We start from the raw sequence: 20,200 nt of genomic DNA, 5'->3' as shown, positions 1-20,200 counted from the left end.
CTTTGTCGGCAATCGCCGGACGGGTGCGGCCGGGCCGGACCCGGTTTGCGGGGGAGCGGGCGGGTAAGCAGGCGGGGCAGCGGGTGGAGACCCCATAGGATTGGTCCAAAACCACACACCAACCCCTGAGGATCGCTGCATGCCTGGCATCACGCGCGAGGAGGTCGCCCACCTCGCCCGGCTGGCACGTCTGGAGCTGAAGGGCGAAGAGCTCGAGCACTTCGCCGGTCAGCTCGACGACATCATCGGCGCGGTCGCCCGCGTCTCCGAGGTCGCCGACCGAGACGTCCCGCCGACCTCCCACCCGCTGCCGCTGACCAACGTCATGCGGGCGGACGAGGTCCGTCCGTCGCTCACCCCCGCGCAGGCGCTCTCCGGCGCCCCGGCCCAGGAGCAGCAGCGTTTCAAGGTGCCGCAGATCCTGGGGGAGGACTAACAGCCATGACGGACACCAGCACCATCATCAAGCTCACCGCGGCCGAGATCGCCGAGAAGATCGCCTCCGGCGAGCTGACCGCCGTCGAGGTCACCGAGGCCCACCTGGCCCGGATCGACGCCATCGACGAGAAGGTCCACGCCTTCCTGCACGTCGACCGCGAGGGCGCGCTCGCGCAGGCCCGCGCGGTCGACGCGAAGCGGGAGGCGGGTGAGAAGCTCGGCCCGCTGGCCGGCGTCCCGCTCGCGCTGAAGGACATCTTCACCACGCGGGACATGCCGACCACCGTCGGTTCGAAGATCCTCGAAGGCTGGGTGCCGCCGTACGACGCGACCCTCACCCGGAAGCTCAGGGCCGCCGACGTCGTCATCCTCGGCAAGACCAACATGGACGAGTTCGCCATGGGGTCCTCCACCGAGAACAGCGCGTACGGCCCCACCGGCAACCCCTGGGACCTCACCCGTATCCCGGGCGGCTCCGGCGGCGGCTCCTCCGCCGCGCTCGCCTCCTTCGAGGCGCCGCTGGCCATCGGCACGGACACCGGCGGCTCCATCCGCCAGCCCGCGGCCGTCACCGGCACCGTCGGCGTCAAGCCCACCTACGGCGGCGTCTCCCGCTACGGCATGGTCGCCTTCTCGTCCTCCCTCGACCAGGGCGGACCCTGCGCCCGTACGGTCCTGGACGCGGCCCTGCTCCACGAGGTCATCGGCGGGCAAGACCCGATGGACTCGACGTCCATCGACGCCCCGGTCCCGCCGGTCGTCGAGGCGGCGCGCAACGGCTCCGTGCAGGGCATGCGCGTCGGGGTCGTCAAGCAGTTCTCGGGCGAGGGCTACCAGGCCGGTGTCGTCCAGCGCTTCGAGGAGTCCGTCGAGCTGCTGAAGTCGCTCGGCGCCACGGTCGTCGAGTTGGACTGCCCCTCCTTCGACCTCGCCCTGTCGGCGTACTACCTCATCGCGCCGTCCGAGTGCTCCTCGAACCTGGCCCGCTTCGACGCCATGCGCTACGGCCTGCGTGTCGGCGACGACGGCACCCGCTCCGCCGAGGACGTCACCGCGCTGACCCGCGAGGCCGGATTCGGCGACGAGGTCAAGCGCCGCATCATCCTCGGTACGTACGCCCTGAGCTCCGGCTACTACGACGCGTACTACGGCTCGGCGCAGAAGGTCCGCACCCTCATCACCCAGGACTTCGAGAAGGCGTTCGAGCAGGTGGACGTGATCGTCTCGCCGACGACGCCCACCACCGCCTTCCCGATCGGCGAGCGCGCCGACGACCCGATGGCGATGTACCTCGCGGACCTGTGCACCATTCCGACCAACCTCGCCGGCAACTCCGCCATGTCGCTGCCCTGCGGTCTGGCCCCGGAGGACGGCCTGCCGGTCGGGCTGCAGATCATCGCCCCCGCCATGAAGGACGACCGGCTCTACAAGGTCGGAGCCGCCGTCGAGGCCGCATTCGTGGAAAAGTGGGGGCACCCGCTGCTTGAGGAGGCTCCGTCACTATGAGCGCAATGGCAAAGAAGGCCAAGAACTTCAAGAAGTCCAAGTCCGGCGTCTACGTGTCGCTGGGCACCACCGCCTTCGGCGCACTCAGCGTCGTCAAGCAGGCGAGGCTGGCCCGCCAGGAGAACGACACCCTGCGGCTGATCGACGCCGCGGTGTCCGCGGCCGCGATCGTGACCGGTATGGCGATTCTCTACCGCGAACTCAAGCGTCTCGGCGACGACGACGTCCTGCTGGGCTGAGAGGGAAAGTTTCACCGTGACTGTCATCGACCTGGAGTCGTACGAGGGCGCCCTCGCCACGTACGACCCCGTCATGGGCCTCGAGGTCCATGTGGAGCTCGGCACCAGGACCAAGATGTTCTGCGGGTGCTCCACCGAGCTGAAGCAGGACGCCAACTCGCAGACCTGCCCGGTCTGCCTCGGGCTGCCGGGCGCGCTGCCGGTCGTCAACGAGATCGGCGTCGAGTCCGCCATCAAGATCGGGCTCGCGCTGAACTGCGAGATCGCCGAGTGGTGCCGCTTCGCCCGGAAGAACTACTTCTATCCGGACATGCCGAAGAACTTCCAGACCTCCCAGTACGACGAGCCGATCGCCTACAACGGCTATCTGGACGTCCAGCTGGAGGACGGTGAGATCTTCCGCGTGCAGATCGAGCGCGCCCACATGGAGGAGGACACCGGCAAGTCGACGCACGTCGGCGGTGCCACCGGCCGTATCCACGGCGCGTCCCACTCGCTGCTGGACTACAACCGCGCGGGCATCCCCCTCATCGAGATCGTCACCAAGCCGATCGAGGGCGCCGGCGCCCGGGCCCCCGAGGTCGCCAAGGCGTACGTCGCCGAGCTCCGCGAGCTCATCAAGGCGCTCGGCGTCTCGGAGGCCCGGATGGAGATGGGCCAGATGCGCTGCGACGTCAACCTGTCGCTGCGCCCCCACGGCACCGAGACGTTCGGTACGCGCTCCGAGACGAAGAACGTCAACTCGCTGCGTTCCGTCGAGCGTGCCGCCCGCTTCGAGATCCAGCGCCACGCCGCGGTGCTGAACTCCGGCGGGACGATCGTGCAGGAGACCCGGCATTTCCACGAGGAGGACGGCTCCACCACGGCCGGCCGCATCAAGGACAACGCCGAGGACTACCGCTACTTCCCCGAGCCCGACCTGGTACCGGTCGCCCCGTCCCGCGAGTGGGTCGAGGAGCTCCGCAAGGGGCTTCCCGAGCTGCCCCGGCTGCGGCGTCAGCGGCTCAAGGAGGAGTGGGGTGTCAGCGAGCACGACATGCAGTCCATCCTCAACGCCGGCGCCGTCGACCTGATCGTCGCGACGACGGACGCGGGCGCCCCGTCCGACCAGGCCCGCAAGTGGTGGATGGGCGAGCTCGCCCGCAACGCCAACGAGACCGGCCGCAGCCTCGACGAGCTGCCGATCACCCCGGCGCAGGTCGCCCGGGTGGCCGCGCTCGTCACGTCCGGCGACCTCAACGACAAGCTGGCGCGCCAGGTCATCGAGGGTGTCCTCGCGGGCGAGGGCGACCCGGACACCGTCGTCGAGAAGCGTGGCCTGAAGGTCGTCTCCGACGAGGGTGCGCTGGGCGCGGCCGTCGACGAGGCGATCGCCGCCAACGCGGCCGTCGCCGACAAGATCCGCGGCGGCAAGGTCGCCGCCGCGGGTGCGCTCGTCGGTGCCGTCATGAAGGCCACCCGTGGTCAGGCGGACGCGGCGCGTGTGCGCGAGCTGATCCTGGAGAAGCTCGGCGTCGAGGGCTGACCTGCCGGGTCCCTGGGGGCGGCGCATCCGTGATCCGGATGCGCCGCCCGCCTGTTTTCCACCGGGCCGTTCCCCTCGCCGGGCCCGGCACCCGGCCGCCGCCGTCGCCCGCCCCGGCACCCGGCCGCCGGCCGCCGCCGCCGTCGCCCGCCCCGGCCCCTGTCATCGCGTCGCCCGTCCCCTCTCCCCGTTCCGGAGGCCGCCCTGAATACCGTCGCCGCCGGCACCCTGTCCGCCGTGCTGCTTCTCGCCGTCCTGGCGTGTGCCGTGGTACGCCCCCGGGGATGGCCGGAGGCGGCCGTGGCGATTCCGGCGGCGGTCCTGGTCGTCGCGGCCGGGGCGGTGCCGTTCGACGAGGCCAGGGCTCAGGTGGAGAGCCTGCTGCCGGTGGTCGGATTCCTCGCCGCGATCCTGGTCCTGGCCCAGCTGTGTGCCGACGAGGGCCTGTTCGCTGCGGCCGGGGACCTCGTCGCCCGGGCCTGCGGCGGCCGGACCGGGCCCCTGCTCGGCGGGGTTTTCGCCGTCGCCGCGGGGATCACCGCCGTACTGAGCCTGGACGCCACGGTCGTCCTGCTGACCCCTGTCGTCCTCGCCACCGCCGTCCGGGTCGGCGCCCGCCCCCGCCCGCACGTCTACGCCTGCGCTCACCTGGCCAACTCGGCGTCACTGCTGCTCCCGGTCTCCAACCTGACCAATCTGCTGGCGTTCACCGCGAGCGGGCTCTCCTTCACCCGCTTCGCCGCGCTCATGGCCCTGCCGTGGCTGGCCGCCATCGCCGTCGAGTACCTCGTCTTCCGCCGGGTCTTCGCCGCCGACCTCCTGGCCGGCGCGCACACGCCGGAGTCGGGGGAGGCCCGGCCCGGCTTCCCGGTCTTCACGCTCGTCGTCCTCGTCCTCACCCTGACCGGTTTCGTCGTCACCTCCTTCGCGGGCGCCGAGCCGCTGTGGGCGGCTCTCGCCGGAGCCGCGGTCCTCGCGGTCCGCGCGCTGGCGCAGCGCAGGACGACGGTCGCCCGGGTGGCACGGTCGGCCAACGTGCTGTTCTGCCTGTTCGTGCTGGCCCTGGGCGTGGTGGTCAAAGCCGTCGTGGACCACGGGCTGGGCGACTGGGTGGGCCGCATCCTTCCGGACGGTTCCTCGCTGCCCGAACTGCTGGCGGTCGCCGCGGTGGCCGCCGTACTGGCCAACCTGATCAACAACCTGCCCGCCGTCCTGGCGCTCCTGCCGGTCGTCGCCGCGGCGGGCCCGGGTCCGCTGCTCGCCGCACTGATCGGGGTGAACATCGGTCCGAACCTCACCTACGTCGGCTCCCTGGCCACCCTGCTGTGGCGCCGCATCCTGCACGCCCACGGAACCGATGTCGAACTCGGCTTCTTCACCCGGCTCGGACTGCTGACCGTACCGGCGACGCTGGCGGTGTCGACCGTCGCGCTGTGGGGGTCCCTGCGCCTCTTCGGGACATGAGGCTGGTTCCCGGTGTGCGCGGCGGCCGGACCGACGTTCACCGGGAGGCCGTACGGCGGTCTTCCCGGCGCCATCCGGTGCGATTAGTTTCCCGCCGTAGGAACGGAATCGGGAGGCTCAATTGACCACGGACATGACACGGCGACGGCTCTTCGCGCTCGGCGGGGGCGCGCTGGGCGCCGCGGCGGCGGGATCCTTCCTGCCCCCCTCGCTCCAGGCCGCGATCGCCGCGCAGCCCGCCCCCGGTCCCGGTGCCGCGGGGCTGGACGCCGTCGAGCACGTGGTGATCCTCATGCAGGAGAACCGTTCCTTCGACCACTACTTCGGGACCCTGCGCGGGGTGCGCGGCTTCGGTGACCGCAACGCGGTCGAACTGCCCTCCGGCAAGCCGGTCTTCGCGCAGCCCGGTCCGCTGGGCAGCACCGTCCTGCCGTTCCCGGTACGCGAGGCCGCCGAGGCGCAGAAGAAGGACCTCCAGTACATCGGGGCCCTGGACCACTCCTGGAGCGGGGGAGCCAAGGCCTGGGCCGGGGGCTGGATGAACGGCTGGGTCACCGCGAAGACGGCCGCCACCATGGCGTACTACGACCGCCGCGACATCCCGCTGCACTACGAACTCGCCGACACCTTCACCGTCTGCGACGCCTACCACTCCTCGATCCACACCTCCACCAGCCCGAACCGCAACCACTTGTGGAGCGGCAGGACGGGCGACGAGGCGAACGGCAAGCGGGCCGTGGGCAACGACGCCTACGACGAGGGCACCCATCCCGGGTACGACTGGGGCACCTACGCTGAGCGGCTGGAGAAGGCCGGACGGACCTGGAAGACGTACACCGAGTGGGAGAACTTCACCGACAACCAGATCGAGTTCTTCGCCACCTTCAAGGCCATCGCCCGCAAGGCGCTGGCCAGGACCGGCGGCCACACCTACATGGAGTCCTTCTACGCCACCGTGCGCGACGCGGACGCGCCGGACGAGCGGGAGCGGCTGCTCGGCCTGCTGGAGGAGGGTGTCGCCACCCTGACACCGGCCGAACGCAGCCTCTTCGAGCGGGGGCTGCGCCGGGTCGAGCCGGGCACCCTCGCCGACGCGTTCGCAGAGGACGTGGCGGCGGGGACGCTGCCCGAGGTCTCCTACCTGGTCCCCTCGGCGGTGGACTCCGAGCACCCCAGCGTCTCCTCGCCGGTGCACAGCGCGACGGTCGTCTACAAGATCCTGGACGCCCTCGGCCGGCACCCCGACGTGTGGCGGCGCACCGTCGTCCTCATCAACTACGACGAGAACGACGGCTTCTTCGACCACGTGCCGCCGCCGGTCGCTCCCCCGGAGGTGACCGAGGAGCAGTGGGAGGGCAAGCCCACGGGTCTCGGCGTGCGGGTGCCCATGCTGGTGGTCTCCCCGTGGACGGTCGGCGGGTACGTGTGCTCCGAGGTCTTCGACCACACCTCCGTGATCCGCTTCCTCGAGCGCTGGACGGGGGTGGAGGAGCCCAACATCGGCGACTGGCGGCGCAAGGTCACCGGCGACCTCACCTCGGCCTTCGACTTCACCCGGCCGCGGCGCCGGCCGGAGACGGGACAGCCCGGTGCCATCCCGCCGTTCGGCGGACGCTGGCAGCCCCGGCCGCCGGCCGTCCAGCACATGCCCGTCCAGGAAGCGGGCACCCGCCCGGCCAGGCCCCTGCCGTACCAGCCGGACGCGGAGGCGCGGCGGGTGGACGGCGGCCTCCTGGTGGCTCTCAGCAACACCGGCCGCTCCTCGGCGCACTTCGCGCTCTACCCCTACGCGAACGAGTTCCCCGCTCCGCAGCACCAGGACGTCAGCGGCACCGGCCGGTGGACGGTGCCGCTGACCGGCGGGGGGTACCGCTTCACGGTCACCGGGCCGAACGGCTTCCGGCGGGAGTTCGAGGGGGCCGCCGACGGCGCCGCCGAGGTCTCCTCCCGCATCGACGCCCGCGAACGGGACCTGCACGTCACCCTGCGCAACCACGGCAGGCGCACGCTGACCTTCACCGTGCGGCCGCTGGGGTACGTCGACGAGGACGACCTGCGCGACTGGAGCCGTACCGTCAAGGTGAAGCCCGGGCGCAGCCGTACGGTGGTGCACTCGGCGGCCGACGCGCACGGCTGGTACGACCTCGCCGTCACGGCCGACGGGGAGGACGCGTTCCGCCGCCGGCTGATGGGGCACATCGAGAACGGCAGGGCGAGCGTCTCGGGCTGATCGCGACGGCTGGAGGCGGTGCGGCGGCCGGTGACGGAGGGGCGGCGAGGCGCCGGCGGTGGCGGGGGAGCGGCCGGTGGTGTGACCATGGCCACGAAAGGGACAAAGGATCACATCCGCCTGCGAGAGTGGCTGTTCTCAGGTCATGTGAGGCTTTTCCAGGGTTCGGCACGTCAACTCGGGACAAGTATCCACGAACCCTCAGGAGCACGTCCGTTGGCCGCCATCGCTCGCTGGTGCCTCGCGCACCGTCTCGCCGCCGTCCTCGTCTGGCTCGCCGCCCTCGGTGGCACCGCCACGGCGGCGGGCTTCGCGGGTTCCGCGTACACCGACGACTACGAGGTCCCGGGCACCGAGGCGGGCCGCGCCGGCGACATCCTGACGGAGGGCTTCACGAACCTGGGCGGTGACACCGACACCGTCGTCTGGCACACGACGGGCTCCTCCGTCCGCGCCTCCGGCATCGAACGGACGATGACCCGCACCCTCGAACGGATCGACGCGCTGCCCGGCGTCGGAGGCGTGAGCGGACCCTACGGGGCGGCCGGGACGGGGCAGATCAGTGCCGACAGCCGTACCGGGTACGCCACGATCACCTTCGACCGCCGCACCGGTGACCTCCCGAGGGAGCAGGTCCAGGCCGTCGTCGACACCGCGAAGGCGGCCGAGCGCGAGGGGCTGCAGGTCGAGCTCGGCGGCCCCGCGATCGCGCTGACCGAGGCGCCGTCCGTCCACTTCGCGGAGGCCGTCGGGGTGGTCGTCGCCGCGGTCGTCCTCTTCCTCGCGTTCGGATCCCTCGCCGCCAGCCTGCTGCCCGTCGCCACCGCCCTGGTCTCCGTCGGCACCGCCTACGCCGGTATCGCGCTCCTCGGTCACGTGATGACCGTCGCCGACTTCGCGCCGATGCTGGGCATGCTGGTCGGCCTGGGTGTCGGCATCGACTACGCCCTGTTCATCGTCACGCGGCACCGCCGGGGCCTGCGCCGCGGCCTGTCCGTCCATGAAGCGGCCGAGAACGCCGTCGCCACGACCGGGCGCGCCGTCGTCTTCGCCGGGGCCACCGTCTGCGTCGCCCTGCTCGGCATGCTCGTCCTGCGGCTCGGCTTCCTCAACGGTGTCGCCCTCGCCGCCGCGCTCACCGTGATGCTGACCGTCGCCGCCTCCGTCACCCTGCTCCCCGCCCTGCTCTCCTTCATCGGCATGCGGGCCCTGAGCCGGCGCGAGCGCAGGCAGCTCGCCGAGCAGGGGCCGGGGCCGGAACGGACCACCGGCTTCGCCGCCCGGTGGTCCGGCTTCGTCGAGCGGCACCCCAAGCTCCTCGGAGCGGTCGCCGCGGCCGTCATGGCGGTGATCGCGCTGCCCGCCCTCGGTCTCCACCTGGGCAGTTCCGACCAGGGGAACAACCCGGCCGCGGCCACCACCCGGCAGGCCTACGACCTGCTCGCCGAGGGGTTCGGGCCCGGCGTCAACGGCCCCCTGACCATCGCCGCCCACCTCGACGGAGCCGACGACCGGCTCGCCCTGGACGGTCTGCCCGCCACGCTGCGCGGCACCGGTGGCGTCGCCTCGGTGAGCCCGGTGACGTACAACAACAGCGGCGACACGGCGTTCGTCACCGTGGTCCCGGACTCCGCTCCGCAGTCGCAGCGGACCAGTGAACTCGTGGACCGGCTGCGGACCGACGTCCTGCCGCAGACCCGGGCCAACACCTCGCTCGAAGTGCAGGTGGGCGGGGTGACGGCCGGCTACGACGACTTCGCCGAGGTCATCGTCGGCAAACTGCCCCTCTTCGTCGGAGTGGTCGTCGGTCTCGGCTGCCTGCTCCTGCTGCTGGCCTTCCGCTCCCTCGCCATTCCGCTGAAGGCCGCCGTGATGAACGTGGCCGCCGTCGCCGCCTCCTTCGGTGTCGTCGTCGCCGTCTTCCAGTGGGGATGGGGCAGCGAACTGCTGGGCCTCGGCAGCGCCGGCCCGATCGAGCCCTTCCTGCCGGTGATCATGGTCTCCGTGCTCTTCGGGCTCTCGATGGACTACCAGGTCTTCCTGGTCGGCCGGATGTACGAGGAGTGGCTGGAGACGGGGGACAACCGCACGGCGGTCCGGGTCGGCCTCGCCGAGACGGGGCGGGTGATCAACTCCGCCGCGGTCATCATGATCGCCGTCTTCCTCGCCTTCGTGCTCAGCGGCGACCGTGTCATAGCGATGTTCGGCATCGCGCTGGCCGCGGCCGTCGCCCTCGACGCCTTCGTCCTGCGCACCCTGCTGGTGCCCGCGCTGATGCACCTCCTCGGCGGCGCCAACTGGTGGCTGCCCGCCCGGCTGGACCGGCTGCTGCCCCGCATCAGCATCGAACCGCCGGACCTGCCGAGGGCCCGTGCGAAGATCCCGGGGGAGCGCACCGGCGACGCGGACCGGCCCGTCGCGCAGCGCGCGCCCTGAGTGAGGAGACGCACCATGTTCGCGGTATCCCTGGGTGACGACGGGGCGCAGCTCCGCCCGCTGGAACCCTGGCAGGCGGAGGAGTTCCTCGCCCACATGGACCGGGCGCGCGACCTGGTCGACCCCTGGATCCCCTTCGCGGCCGCCGCCGCGGACCTGGAATCGGCCCGGGCACTGCTGCGCGGGTACGCGGACAAGCAGGCCGCCGACACCGGTCGGATCTACGGGATCTGGCTGGACGGCACGCTCGTCGGGGGTGTCATGTTCCGGATATTCGATGCGCGGAGCGGCACCTGCGAGATCGGCTGCTGGCTGGAGCCGGCCGGTCAGGGACGCGGCCTGGTGAACCGCGCGTCACAGCGGCTGATCGACTGGGCCTTCGACACGCGGGGGATGCACCGCGTGGAATGGATCGCGTCCGCCGCCAACACCCGCAGCACCGCGGCCGCCGAGCGGCTCGGCCTGACCCGTGAGGGCGTACGGCGTCAGGCGAACCTCTACCGCGGCGAGCGGCACGACCAGGAGATCTGGGCCGTACTGGCCGACGAGTGGTGGGCGGCGCGTTGACGGGCCTCTCGTCCGAGCCTGCCGGCACGCCGCCCATGACCCCGCCCACGCGCTGCCCGCCGTCCTCGGCGAGGCCGCCGCGGCACGCCGCCGCTCGCCGTACGTCCCGCCCGGGAGCGCGAGCGTGCACGTCTCCCACGTCCTCACCGAGCTGAACGACTCCGGCCGGGGCGGGGCGGGGCGGCCGCGCGCGCCCGTCCCTTCCGGTCGTACCCGGGGGCCCGGGGCCGGCCGGCCCGGACCTCCGCACGGCCGCCGCGGTGGCTGTCGTGGAAGGGCCGCCGGCTACCGCACCTTCAGGAGGAGGATGCGGTCGTCGCCCGGCTTCGGGGTGCCACGGCCGTCCGTGTTGCTCGTGACCAGCCACAGCCTGTCGCCGCCCGCCGCGAGGACCGTGCGCAGCCGGCCGTACGTCCCCTCGAGGAACGCCTGGGGCGCCGCCAGCGGTTCCTTGTCCGTACCGGAGAGCGGGATCCGCCAGAGCCGCTCGCCACGCAGGCCCGCCATCCAGATGGAGCCCCTGGCGTAGGCGATGCCGCTCGGGGACGCCTCGGAGGTCTTCCACCAGGCGACCGGGTCGACGAACCCGGCCTTGCCCGCCTTGCCCTCGACGTCCGGCCAGCCGTAGTTCTTCCCCGGTTCGACGAGATTCAGCTCGTCCCAGGTGTCCTGGCCGAACTCGGAGGCCCACAGCCGCTTCTGCGCGTCCCAGGCCAGTCCCTGCACGTTGCGGTGCCCGTAGGTGTACACCACCGAGTCGGCCTCGGGATTGCCGTGTACCGGTTCGCCGTCGGGGGTCATCCGCAGGATCTTGCCCGCCAGGGACTTCTTGTCCTGGGCGAGTCCGGTGTCCCCGGTCTCACCCGTGCCCGCGTACAGCATGCGGTCGGGCCCGAACGCGATCCGGCCGCCGTTGTGGATACCGCCCTTGGGGATGCCCCGCAGGATCGTGTCCGGAGCGCCCAGCTGCTGGCCGGCCGGCTTCGCCTCGTCGTACTGCAGGCGGGCGATGCGGTTGTCCGACTCGGTGGTGAAGTAGACGTACACCTGGTGGTCCGCACCGTACGCCGGGCCGACGGCCACGCCGAGCAGGCCGCCCTCACCGGCCGGGGCCACGCCCGGCACCGAGCCCAGCACCGTCTTCTTCCCCGTCCTGACGTCGATCCGGCTGATCGTCGCCTCGTCGCGCGAGGTCACCAGCAGATCACCGCCGGGCAGAGCCGCCAGTCCCCACGGCGAGGGCAGGTCCTCCGTCAGCGTCGAGACCACGTCCACCGAGCCTCGGGCCGGCGGCCGGTCCGCCGCCGGGCTCGGCGAGGCGCTCGTCACCGGAGCCGACGAGCCGCTCGCCGCGGGCGGGGCGCCCCCTTCGCGGGCCTCCCCGCCGTCGGCCGAGCACCCGGAGAGCAGCAGGGACGCCGAGGCGAGCACGGCCACGACTCCCTTGCGCACCGCAGGGGTTTGCACAGATCCGAACGCAGCACCGCGCACAGCAGAGATCCTTTCGAGGTAGCCCGACCACTGTTCTTACACTGCCGTCCGCCCCCGGACCCCCGGTCTTCGCGCATTGTCCCGCCGTGGGTGTCCCGTACGGGCTATCCGTCCCACGACTCGCGGGCCCTGGGCAGCCCGGCGATCTCCGCGAGGTCCCGGTCCGTGAGGACCAGTTCCGCCGCCCGGGCGTTCTCCACGGCCCACTGCTCCCGCTTCGCGCCGGGCACCGGCACGACCTGGCTGCCCTGCCGCAGGACCCAGGCCAGTGCCACCTGGGCCGGGGTCGCGCCGTGCCGCTCCCCGATGCGGCGCAGGCCGGCGACCACGGGCTGGTTGGCGGCCATCATCTCCGAGGTGAAGCGGGGGTGCCTGGCCCGCGGGTCGTCCGGTTCGAAGCCGTGCCCCGGTTTCAGCGTCCCCGTCAGATAGCCGCTGCCCAGCGGCATCGCCGCCAGCACGCCCACACCCCGCGCCGCACACCACGGCAGCAGGTCCTCCAGTGCCTGCGGCGACCACACGGACAGCTCCGCCTGGACGGCGCTGACGGGGAAGACCTGCTGCACCCGCTCCAGTTGGCGCAGGGTGACGTCATGCGTCCTGGCCCCCGGCCGGCGTCCGGCACGGGCGCCCACGGCGCACAGGCCGAGGGCCCGCACCTTGCCCGCCGTCACCAGGTCCGCCATCGCCCCCCACGTCTCCTCCACCGGCACCTCGGGGTCGGCCCGGTGGAGTTGGTACAGGTCGATCACGTCCGTCTGCAGCCGCCGCAGCGAGGCGTCGCAGGCCCGGCGCACGTAACTGGGGCGCCCGTTGGCGACGATGTGCTGATCGCCCACCAGCAGCCCGCACTTGGTGGAGAGGAAGGCCTCGGACCTGCGTCCCTTCAGCGCGCGCCCGACCAGCAGCTCGTTGGTGAAGGGGCCGTACATGTCCGCCGTGTCGAGCAGCCGGACGCCCGCGTCCAGCGCCGCGTGCACCGTCCGCAGCGAACGGTCACCGCGCTGCTGCGACGTGCTGTAGGCCCAGCTCATCGGCATACAGCCCAGCCCGACCGCGCCGACGGACAGCGCCGCCGCACCGATAGTCCTGCGCTCCAACTCCCCGCACCCTCCCTCGGTCCCATGATCACGGGGCCGACCGCACCCCAAAGTAACCTCTGCGGCTCCGTCGCCTTCGCATAGCCTCCTGACCATGACTTCGACACCTGCAGACGACGTGTGGCTGCCGTTCGCGGCCGAGGAGATCGACGGGCTCCCCGAGGGTCTCGACTACCGATTCTGGGACGGGGGCCGGGACTACCCCGCCGACCCCGCTGACTGCGTCTTCTACGTCGTTCCGTACATGAAGGGCTCGGAGGTCGCGGTCCGCCCGCTCAAGGGCATGGACGCCGTCCGGGTCGTGCAGACGCTCTCGGCGGGCATCGACCATGTGGAGCCCGGGCTCGGCCTGCTGCCCCCGGGGGTGCGGCTGTGCAACGCCAAGGGTGTGCACGAGGCGTCCACCGCGGAACTCGCCCTCGCGCTCGTCCTCGCCTCGCTGCGCGGCCTCCCCGGTTTCGTGGACGGCCAGCACAAGGAGGAGTGGCGGTCCGGCTTCTACCCCGCGCTGGCCGACAAGTCGGTGCTCGTCGTGGGGTACGGGTCGATCGGCGCCGCCATCGAGGACCGGCTCGAACCGTTCGAGTGCGCGCGGGTGATGCGCGTCGCGCGCTCCGCCCGGACCACCGGGCGCGGGCCCGTACACGCGCTCGAAGAGCTGCCCCGGCTGCTCCCGGAGGCGGACATCGTCCTTCTGTCCACCCCGCTGAACGCCTCCACGCAAGGGCTGGTGGACGCGGACTTCCTCGCCGCGATGCGGGACGGTGCGCTGCTCGTGAACGTGGCGCGCGGGCCCGTCGTGGACACCGCCGCCCTGCTGGCCGAACTGGAGTCCGGGCGGCTACGGGCGGCGCTCGACGTCACCGACCCCGAACCCCTGCCCGCGGGCCACCCGCTCTGGCATGCTCCGCACGTGCTCATCACCCCGCACGTGGGCGGCAGCACCTCGGCGTTCCTGCCGAGGGCCAAGCGCCTGCTGGCCGCACAACTCACCCGGTTCGCGGCCGGGGAGCCTGTCCGCAACCTGGTTCTCACGACCTCCTGACCCGCCGCGGGACGTTCCTGCCGCCGTCGCTGCCGGTTTCCCCGCTGGTCACGGAGAGTAGAGGAGCTATGTCCCTCTGTGACCGCTCTGGTGTATCGTCCATATGGGGGCCGCACCGTGGCAGGGACGGTGCCGGGGAGGAACGGACGCGAGGGGGCGACGGGCTATGTGCGGCCAGCGGAGAGACGATCGGACGCGGTGCGGCGAGCGGGATCGGCCGGCCCCGGCGGGCGCCAGGGGAGCGTGGCCCGCGGTGGCCGGCGCCCGCGAGCGCGAGGCCGGGGGCCGACTCCCTTACCGCGCACGCGGGTACGACTCCGGCGGCACGGCGGGAGCGGGGCGGCGCCCGTGCAGGAGCAGCCGAAAGTCCGGCAGCGGAACCGGAGTCGCGGGCCGGGCGGGCCTGCGCGGATGCGGCTCCGGGGCGCAGACGGCACCGGGCCGGGCCCGGGGGGCTCTCCGGTGAGCGCCCTCGGGGCCCAGCTCTCCCGGCAGCCGGTCTCCGGACAGCCGTCGCCGGACCGGCCGGGGCCAGGGCAGCCGGCCTTCGGGCACGGTACGCCCGGTGACCCGACGGCCGGGCCGCGCGCGACCTGCCAGGGCGCCGGACAGCAGGCGGCCGGGCAACCGGCCGCCCGACGCCGGTCGGAACTGCGCTCCCGGCTCATCCTCGCCCTCGTCTGCTCCGGTTACGGCGTGGGGGCGGCCTTCGGCTGGGGATCGCCCGGAGTCGCCCTCTTCATGGGCGACTTCGGGCTCAGCGCCGCAGCCCTGATCGCCGCCGTCTCGTGCTTCCTCCACGCCCGCAGGAGCGGCAGCCGCTTCCGGCCCGCCTGGCTCCTGTTCTCCCTCTCCTCCGCCATGGCCGCAGGAGGCAACGCGGTCTGGGGGTGGTACGAGGTGGTGCTGGGGCGCTCCGTGCCCTCCCCGTCCCTCGCCGACGTGTTCTTCCTCTGCTTCGCGCCGCCCGCCATCGTCGGCCTCCTGGTCCTCGCCAGCCGCCCGGTGAACCGGGCGGGCTGGATCTGCCTGGTGCTGGACGCCTGGCTGATCGGCGGCTCCCTGCTGACGCTCTCCTGGAGCCTCGCGCTCGCCCACACCGCCCGGGTCGCCAACGCCGGGGGCGAGAGCGTGGCCAGGGCCGCGCTCTCGCTGGCCTACCCGCTGCTCGACATCGTGCTCGTCTCCATGGTGCTGGCCCTGCACTTCCGGCGGGGCACCGTGGACCGCCCCGCGGTGAACGTGGCCATCGCCGGGCTGGCCCTGACCGTGGTGTGTGACGCCCTCTTCACCTCGCCGCTGCTGCGCTCCGCCTACCAGTCCGGCCAGCTCCTGGACGCCGGCTGGTTCGCCGGCTCCCTGCTTCTCGCCTACGCGCCGTGGGGCGCGCGCCGCGGCCAGGACAACGCTGTCGGACCCGGCGTGGGAACGCCCGGCGGCGAGGCGCGCGCCGGCGGGCGCCCGATCGCCGGGTCGCTGGCCGCCCTCACGCCGTACCTCGCCGCGGCGGTCTGCACGCTCGGCATCCTGTACAACGTGGTCCAGGGACACCGGGTTGACCGGGTCGTCGTCCTCACCGGGTGCGCGGTCGTGCTGGCGCTGGTGGTCCGCCAGGCCATCATGCTCCTCGACAACATCACCCTCACCCAGGAACTGGCCCAGAAGGAGAACCACTTCAGATCCCTGGTCCAGGGGTCCAGCGACGTCATCATGATCGCCGCGCCCACCGGCGTCCTGCGCTACGTCAGCCCCGCGGCGGCCGGAGTCTACGGGCGTGCGGCCGAGGACCTCGTCGGCACGGAGCTGTCCTCCCTGATCCATCCCGCCGACCTCGGGGGAGTGGTCCACGAGCTCAGACGCTTCCTCGCGGCCCCGGCCGAGGAGGAGCCGACCACCAGGATCGAGTGCCGTTTCGGGTCGGGCACCGGCGACTGGCTCCACGTCGAGTCGACCGTCAACCGCCACCAGGGCGGCCTGCTGCTCAACAGCCGGGACGTGACCGAGCGGGTCAGGCTCCAGGCCCAGCTGCAGCACAACGCCGAGCACGACCCCCTCACCGACCTCCCCAACCGCGCCCTGTTCACGGCCCGGGTCGGCCAGGCGCTCAGCGGGCGGCGCGCCGGGGAACCGGGCACCGCCGTACTCTTCATCGACCTGGACGGCTTCAAGGCGGTCAACGACTCCATCGGCCACCAGGCGGGCGACGAGCTCCTCGTCCAGGCCGCCCGCCGCCTCCAGGACTCCGTACGTGCGACGGACACCGCGGCCCGGCTCGGCGGGGACGAGTTCGCCGCGCTCATCCTCGGCGACGGCTCCCGCGACCAGGCCGCCCGGGAGTACCAGGTCCACGAGATCGCCGACCGGCTGCGGCTCACGCTCTCCCAGCCCTACCGGATCGGTGAGGGAGAGGTCAGGGTGGCGGCCTCCATCGGGGTCGCCTTCGCCGAGCCCTCCATCACGCCCAAGGACCTGATGCGCAACGCCGACCTCGCGATGTACCGCGCGAAGGCCGGCGGCAAGGACCGCGTCGAGCTGTACGCCCCGCAGATGCAGGCCGAGGTCGTCCGCCGCTCCGAGCTCGCGGCGCGGCTGCGCACCGCCCTGCGCGACGGCGAGTTCGCCCTGCTGCACCAGCCCGTGGTCCACCTGGCGACCGGCACGGTCACCGCCGTCACCGCGCAGGCGCGCTGGCGCTCCGCCCAGGGCCTTCTGTTCACCCCCGCCGAGTGCTTCCGCGCCACCGACGACGGCGAGCACGCCGCGGAGCTCGGCAACTGGCTCCTGGAGGCGGCCGTGGAGCAGGCCGCCGACCGGGCCGGGGCCGGGCATCCCGTCCCGGTCTGCGTACAGGTCCCGGCCGCCCGGCTGCTGGACCGGAGCCTGCCCTTCGGCTCCGTCGAGGCGCTGCTCACCCGGCACGGCCTGCCCTCCGGTGCCCTCATGCTCGAAGTGTCCGGCAGCGACTCCCGGATCTCCGTCGACGACCTGGAGGAGCGGCTGGTCGCGCTGCGCCGGCTCGGGGTGCGGATCGTGCTCGACGGCTTCGGCAGCGGATTCGCCGCGATCAACGCCCTGCGGCGGCTCCCCGTCGACGTACTGAAGCTCGACCGGGGGCTGGTCGAGGGGGTCGTGGAGTCCGCACGGCTTCACAAGATCACCGGTGGACTGCTGCGCATCGCCGGTGATCTCGGTGTCCAGTCCGTGGCCGACGGCGTCGACCTACCCGAGCAGGTGCGCGTGCTGCGCTCCATGGGGTGCACGCACGGCCAGGGGACGGCCTTCTCCGGGCCGCTGGACGAGCACCGGCTGCGGCGGACCCTGACCACGGGAAAGTACCCCGTCCCGGGCGGGGGGCCCACGGTCCGGCCGGTGCCGGCCGGCAGGCCTCTCCCGCTCCAGGGCCGTTCACATGATGAGACGTCCGTCCCACCCACTTGACACCGCATGCGTGCCGGAGAGAGGGTCAATGCCATGCGCACCCGAATTCTCGTACTTGGAAAGCGCGTCGGCTGAAGCAGGATCACTCATGGAAACCTGCGGACCGCACCGGCGCGCTCCCCTCGCTTGCCTCACGGCACGGGGGGTTTTTTGTTGCACCGGCACCGCCCGAAACCGCACATATACGCCGCATAAACCCTCAGCTTCGAGAAGAGAATGCCGATGACCGAGCAGGCCACCGGGGCCCACCATCCCCAGCCGCGGGCCCGTAACGGCGGACCGTCCCCCGCCTCCGTTGAGCACCTCACGGGCGCGCAGTCCCTCATCCGCTCTCTCGAGGAAGTCGGCGCCGACACCGTATTCGGCCTCCCCGGTGGCTGCATCCTTCCGGCGTACGACCCGCTGATGGACTCCACCCGGGTCCGCCACATCCTGGTCCGCCACGAGCAGGGCGCCGGTCACGCCGCCACCGGCTACGCCCAGGCCACCGGCAAGGTCGGCGTCTGCATGGTCACCTCGGGCCCCGGTGCGACCAACCTGGTCACCCCGATCGCCGACGCGGCGATGGACTCGGTGCCCATGGTCGCGATCACCGGCCAGGTGGCCTCCGGGGCCATCGGCACGGACGCCTTCCAGGAAGCCGACATCTGCGGCATCACGATGCCGATCACCAAACACAACTTCCTGGTCACCCGCGCCGAGGACATCGCCCACACGATCGCCGAGGCCTTCCACATCGCCTCGACCGGCCGTCCGGGCCCGGTCCTCGTGGACATCGCCAAGGACGCGCTGCAGGCGAAGACCACCTTCAGCTGGCCGCCGACCATGGACCTGCCGGGCTACCGCCCGGTGACCAAGCCGCACGCCAAACAGATCCGCGAGGCGGCCAAGCTCATCACGCAGGCCAAGCGCCCCGTGCTGTACGTCGGCGGCGGTGTCCTCAAGGCCGGCGCCACCGCCGAGCTGAAGGTCCTGGCAGAGCTCACCGGAGCGCCCGTCACCACCACACTGATGGCGCTCGGCTCCTTCCCCGACAGCCACCCGCTGCACGTGGGAATGCCCGGCATGCACGGTTCGGTCACCGCCGTCACCGCGCTGCAGAAGGCCGACCTGATCGTCGCGCTCGGGGCCAGGTTCGACGACCGCGTGACGGGCAAGCTGGACAGCTTCGCCCCGTTCGCCAAGATCGTCCACGCGGACATCGACCCGGCCGAGATCGGCAAGAACCGCGCCGCCGACGTCCCGATCGTCGGTGACGCCCGCGAGGTCATCGCCGACCTGGTCCAGGCGGTCCAGGCCGAGCACACCGAGGGCAACACCGGCGACTACGGCGCGTGGTGGAAGGACCTCAACCGCTGGCGCGAGACCTACCCGGTCGGCTACGACCTGCCGGAGGACGGCAGTCTCTCCCCGCAGCAGGTCATCCAGCGCATCGGTGAACTCGCCCCCGAGGGAACGATCTTCACGGCGGGCGTCGGTCAGCACCAGATGTGGGCCTCCCACTTCATCACCTACGAGCAGCCCGCCACCTGGCTGAACTCCGGCGGCGCCGGGACCATGGGGTACGCGGTCCCGGCCGCGATGGGCGCCAAGGCCGGCATGCCGGGCCGTACGGTCTGGGCGATCGACGGTGACGGCTGCTTCCAGATGACCAACCAGGAACTCACCACCTGTGCGCTCAACAACATCCCGATCAAGGTCGCCGTCATCAACAACGGCGCGCTCGGGATGGTCCGCCAGTGGCAGACGCTCTTCTACAACCAGCGGTACTCCAACACCGTGCTGCACTCCGGCGCGGACAGCGACGGCGTCCCCGCCAAGGGCACCCGCGTGCCGGACTTCGTCAAGCTGTCCGAGGCCATGGGCTGCTACGCCATCCGCTGCGAGGACCCGGCCGACCTCGACAAGGTCATCGCCGAGGCCAACGCGATCAACGACCGCCCGGTCGTCATCGACTTCATCGTCCACGAGGACGCCATGGTGTGGCCGATGGTCGCCGCAGGCACCTCCAACGACGAGGTCATGGCAGCCCGCGGTGTCCGCCCCGACTTCGGCGACAACGAAGACGACTGAGAGACAGAGAGAGACCGACTCCATGTCCACCAAGCACACGCTCTCCGTCCTGGTCGAGAACAAGCCGGGCGTCCTCGCCCGTATCACGGCCCTGTTCTCCCGCCGCGGCTTCAACATCGACTCGCTCGCGGTCGGTACCACCGAACACCCCGACATCTCCCGCATCACCATCGTCGTGAATGTCGAGGGCCTGCCCCTGGAGCAGGTGACCAAGCAGCTCAACAAGCTGGTCAACGTCCTGAAGATCGTCGAACTCGAGCCCTCCGCCGCGATCCAGCGGGAGCTCGTCCTGGTGAAGGTCCGCGCCGACAACGAGACCCGCTCCCAGATCGTCGAGATCGTCCAGCTGTTCCGCGCCAAGACCGTGGACGTCTCCCCGGAGGCCGTCACGATCGAGGCGACCGGAGGCGCCGAGAAGCTGGAGGCCATGCTCAAGATGCTCGAGCAGTTCGGCGTCAAGGAGCTCGTCCAGTCCGGCACCATCGCCATAGGGCGCGGCGCGCGCTCGATCACCGACCGTTCCCTGCGCGCACTCGACCGCACGGCGTAAGCATCCCGGGCGGCCACGCCGCTCGCATGGCGAGACCCCGCAACGTATCCGAAGCACCCCGCCGTACGGTGGGACGCAACACCTGCACACCAAGGAGA

The 20,200-nt window shown here is 72.0% G+C and carries 14 protein-coding genes; 12 read left to right on the top strand and 2 right to left on the bottom strand.

Going from position 1 to position 20,200, the window contains the following annotated elements; all coding sequences use genetic code 11:
- Nucleotides 1–139: 139 nt before the first annotated feature.
- The 8 genes from gatC (at nt 140) to BA175_RS07680 (ending at nt 10,405) form a co-directional block, all read left to right on the top strand.
- Nucleotides 140–436 carry an Asp-tRNA(Asn)/Glu-tRNA(Gln) amidotransferase subunit GatC gene (gene gatC, locus BA175_RS07715; protein ID WP_069170545.1) on the top strand — a complete coding sequence of 99 codons (297 nt, stop codon included), beginning with the start codon at nt 140–142 and terminating at the stop codon, nt 434–436.
- 5 nt (nt 437–441) lie between these two features.
- The gene (gene gatA, locus BA175_RS07710) at nt 442–1,944 is read left to right on the top strand and encodes an Asp-tRNA(Asn)/Glu-tRNA(Gln) amidotransferase subunit GatA (protein ID WP_069170544.1); all 1,503 of its coding nucleotides are present in this window, start codon (nt 442–444) and stop codon (nt 1,942–1,944) included.
- Nucleotides 1,941–2,183, top strand: coding sequence for a hypothetical protein (locus tag BA175_RS07705; protein ID WP_069170543.1), 243 nt, complete (start codon nt 1,941–1,943; stop codon nt 2,181–2,183). Before gatA ends, BA175_RS07705 begins: the two co-directional genes overlap by 4 nt.
- Before the next feature lie 16 nt (nt 2,184–2,199).
- Nucleotides 2,200–3,708, top strand: coding sequence for an Asp-tRNA(Asn)/Glu-tRNA(Gln) amidotransferase subunit GatB (gene gatB, locus BA175_RS07700; protein ID WP_069170542.1), 1,509 nt, complete (start codon nt 2,200–2,202; stop codon nt 3,706–3,708).
- A 228-nt stretch (nt 3,709–3,936) separates the two neighbouring features.
- Nucleotides 3,937–5,172, top strand: coding sequence for an SLC13 family permease (locus BA175_RS07695; RefSeq protein ID WP_438947332.1), 1,236 nt, complete (start codon nt 3,937–3,939; stop codon nt 5,170–5,172).
- A 121-nt stretch (nt 5,173–5,293) separates the two neighbouring features.
- Nucleotides 5,294–7,402: a phosphocholine-specific phospholipase C gene (locus tag BA175_RS07690; RefSeq protein ID WP_069170540.1), complete on the top strand. Its 2,109-nt coding sequence runs from the start codon at nt 5,294–5,296 to the stop codon at nt 7,400–7,402.
- 216 nt (nt 7,403–7,618) lie between these two features.
- Nucleotides 7,619–9,838 (top strand): MMPL family transporter, encoded by a 2,220-nt coding sequence (locus BA175_RS07685; protein WP_069170539.1) that lies wholly within the window; start codon nt 7,619–7,621, stop codon nt 9,836–9,838.
- A 15-nt stretch (nt 9,839–9,853) separates the two neighbouring features.
- Nucleotides 9,854–10,405 (top strand): GNAT family N-acetyltransferase, encoded by a 552-nt coding sequence (locus tag BA175_RS07680; RefSeq protein WP_069170538.1) that lies wholly within the window; start codon nt 9,854–9,856, stop codon nt 10,403–10,405.
- A 285-nt stretch (nt 10,406–10,690) separates the two neighbouring features.
- Here BA175_RS07680 and BA175_RS07675 read toward each other — a convergent pair whose 3' ends face one another.
- Both BA175_RS07675 and BA175_RS07670 read right to left on the bottom strand, forming a co-directional pair.
- Nucleotides 10,691–11,896 (bottom strand): PQQ-dependent sugar dehydrogenase, encoded by a 1,206-nt coding sequence (locus BA175_RS07675; protein WP_175420776.1) that lies wholly within the window; start codon nt 11,894–11,896, stop codon nt 10,691–10,693.
- A gap of 104 nt (nt 11,897–12,000) precedes the next feature.
- Entirely contained in the window at nt 12,001–12,996 is a 996-nt protein-coding gene (locus BA175_RS07670) for an aldo/keto reductase (RefSeq protein WP_069170536.1), read from the bottom strand.
- A 94-nt stretch (nt 12,997–13,090) separates the two neighbouring features.
- On the opposite strand from BA175_RS07670, the gene BA175_RS07665 reads away from it, so the two are divergent.
- From BA175_RS07665 to ilvN, 4 genes are all read left to right on the top strand, one after another.
- Nucleotides 13,091–14,041 (top strand): 2-hydroxyacid dehydrogenase, encoded by a 951-nt coding sequence (locus BA175_RS07665; RefSeq protein ID WP_069170535.1) that lies wholly within the window; start codon nt 13,091–13,093, stop codon nt 14,039–14,041.
- A 411-nt stretch (nt 14,042–14,452) separates the two neighbouring features.
- A complete protein-coding gene (locus BA175_RS07660; protein WP_438947320.1) occupies nt 14,453–17,479 on the top strand; it encodes a putative bifunctional diguanylate cyclase/phosphodiesterase in 3,027 nt (1,008 codons plus the stop codon).
- A 216-nt stretch (nt 17,480–17,695) separates the two neighbouring features.
- Entirely contained in the window at nt 17,696–19,552 is a 1,857-nt protein-coding gene (locus BA175_RS07655) for an acetolactate synthase large subunit (RefSeq protein ID WP_069170534.1), read from the top strand.
- A 22-nt stretch (nt 19,553–19,574) separates the two neighbouring features.
- Complete coding sequence (ilvN, locus tag BA175_RS07650) at nt 19,575–20,102, top strand: acetolactate synthase small subunit (protein WP_069170533.1); 528 nt, start codon at nt 19,575–19,577, stop codon at nt 20,100–20,102.
- Nucleotides 20,103–20,200: the final 98 nt, after the last annotated feature.

It is taken from the genome of Streptomyces griseus, from assembly GCF_001715295.1.
Taxonomy (GTDB): Bacteria; Actinomycetota; Actinomycetes; order Streptomycetales; family Streptomycetaceae; genus Streptomyces; species Streptomyces griseus_G.
Note: the sequence above shows the minus strand (reverse complement) of the source record. Positions and strands in the feature narration are given on the sequence as shown.